Origin of the sequence: Nocardia sp. NPDC060220 (genome assembly GCF_042727815.1) — a bacterium.
In the GTDB taxonomy this organism is placed as follows: Bacteria; Actinomycetota; Actinomycetes; order Mycobacteriales; family Mycobacteriaceae; genus Nocardia.
This window is the reverse complement of the sequence record NZ_JBHWZY010001095.1, coordinates 1-1,961: the sequence shown is the minus strand read 5'-3', so window position 1 is coordinate 1,961 and position 1,961 is coordinate 1. Positions and strand designations below refer to the sequence as shown.

General features: G+C 67.8%; 1 protein-coding gene and 1 pseudogene. Both read left to right on the top strand.

Annotated elements, in window-relative coordinates; translation table 11 throughout:
- Positions 1–533, top strand: a pseudogene (locus ACFWF3_RS34015) (hypothetical protein); the annotation flags it as partial.
- Positions 534–542: 9 nt separating this feature from the next.
- Positions 543–1,571: a hypothetical protein gene (locus tag ACFWF3_RS34010; protein ID WP_379318110.1), complete on the top strand. Its 1,029-nt coding sequence runs from the start codon at positions 543–545 to the stop codon at positions 1,569–1,571.
- Positions 1,572–1,961: the final 390 nt, after the last annotated feature.

The window sequence follows — 1,961 nt, the reverse complement described above, 5'->3', positions numbered from 1 at the left end:
GGTCCTTGGGGACCGCGGCGATCGACGCCGGCGTCACCTTCGGCACGCATCTGATCGACAAGATCGCCGAAGTCGCGATGCACGGGATCGACGCGGGCTCCGAGCTGGCGACGACCGGAATCGACACTCTCGCCGCGAATGCCACGGGTACCGAGGGCGCCACCTCCACCACCCCCGCGGGCACCGCACCCACCTCGCCGTCGACCAATGGTGGTGGCACCGGCACGAACACCCTGTTCGGCGGATTGGGTGGCGGCACCAGCACCGGCGGGGGCACCGGCACCGGGGCGAACAGCGACAGTGGCGCGTCGGCGAAGCCGGATACCCCCGCGCCGTCCGCGCCGTTCCAGTCCAACCAGGCGCCGAAAACCGAACAGCCCCAACAGGCTCCGAGCACACCGGCGCCTGCCCAGCAGCCGATGCAAGGCGGGGTGGTTCCGCCCGGCAGTCGTCCGCAGCAGGATCAGGAGACCGAAAAACCCTCCGCCGCACCTAAACACGGTCAACCGGGAGTCGTCCCGGCGCCGGCGTAGGACCCCCGGATGGAGAATCCGTTCGGTGCCTACTTCACGTCGCCGGATGCCACGACGCCCGGTCGCCGTCGCCCGCAGGGCAAACGGCGACGCAGGCGGCGACGCGAGGCCGAGCCGCAGACGATCGGCACGAACCCCGAGACCTGGCCGCCACCCGACCCGGAACCGTTCGACAACAACGACCCGTTCGAGCCCGCACCCGTCCAGCCGGTATATCGAAACCCCGCCGACGACGACGGGTTCACCGGCGACTGGAACGACTGGAACGACGGCGACGCGCCGGTCGAGACGCAGCGCGGCGACGATGTCGACTGGAACGACTGGGCCACCGCCACCGCCACCGAACAGAGCGGCGACCACGTGGAGATGCCGGTGTTGCCGCGCCTCAAGGACTTCGGCGGCGGCGGCCAGATCGCGCGGCGCCCCCGCAAGAACTTCGACGACGAACGCTACGACGACAGCGGCGGCCGGGCGAAAGCCGCCGCCGCGATCAAGGGCGTGGTCGGCGCGCTCGCCTTCGTCGTCGTGCTCGGCGTGGCCGCCACCATCTTTCTCGGCCCCGCCGACAAGACGAGCACCACCACCCAGGCCGCCGTCCCCGGCTCGCGGGCGACCACCTCCACCGTGGTTCCCCCACTGCCCGCCCACGCCCTGTCCGGCTGCGAGTCCTTCCGCACCCCCTCGATCACCATCGGCGCCGAGCGCGGCGACACCGCCAGCCCCGAGGGCGCCATCCTCGGCTTCGAATACAGCTACTACGTCGACCGCGACGCCGCCAAGGCCCGCTCCTTCGTCACCGACAACGCGCATGTGGGCAATGCCTCCGCCCTGGCCGAAGGCATCGGCTCGCTGCCCCTCGACGTCAAATACTGCGTCCACATCACCAAGGCCGACGCCGCCGACGCCACCCTCTGGAATGTCACCATCCACCAGAAATGGCCGGGCGACGCCACCACCGAGAAAATCAACCAGGTCATGCGCACCACCGAGGTAGCCCCCGGCCGCCACCGCATCACCAGCATCGACCACCGCATCTGAACACGGGCCCGCGTAGATTGAGCGCCTGTCGATTTGTGGTGCAGCGCAGTGAAATGGTTCGACACCGACTCTCTTGGGGACTTTCGGGGTAGCACTGACCCCGAACACTATCCGTAGACGAGCTGAGGGTGCACGAGCAATCGCTTCGAGCTAGGGTGTGGGCGTTGGCGGGGAATGTATCAACAGTTCAGAACGGGGGTTCGATGAAGAAAAATGCGGCCGGGATGGCTTTCGCTCCGCGAATTGGATCTCGACTATGCGACGCCAGTGTGCTTGATGGTGACGGCTCGGACTGGAAGCATAAGCCGAGCACATAATGAATAAATTTGCGTGGCCGACTACCGGCATGTTACTCATCGCACTCTCGACGGCGTGCACGGACCCGACGGC

Coding starts and splice junctions, on each gene's coding strand:
- ACFWF3_RS34010 (WP_379318110.1), top strand. CDS start 543: ATGGAGAATCCGTTCGGTGCCTACTTCACGTCGCCGGATGCCACGACG.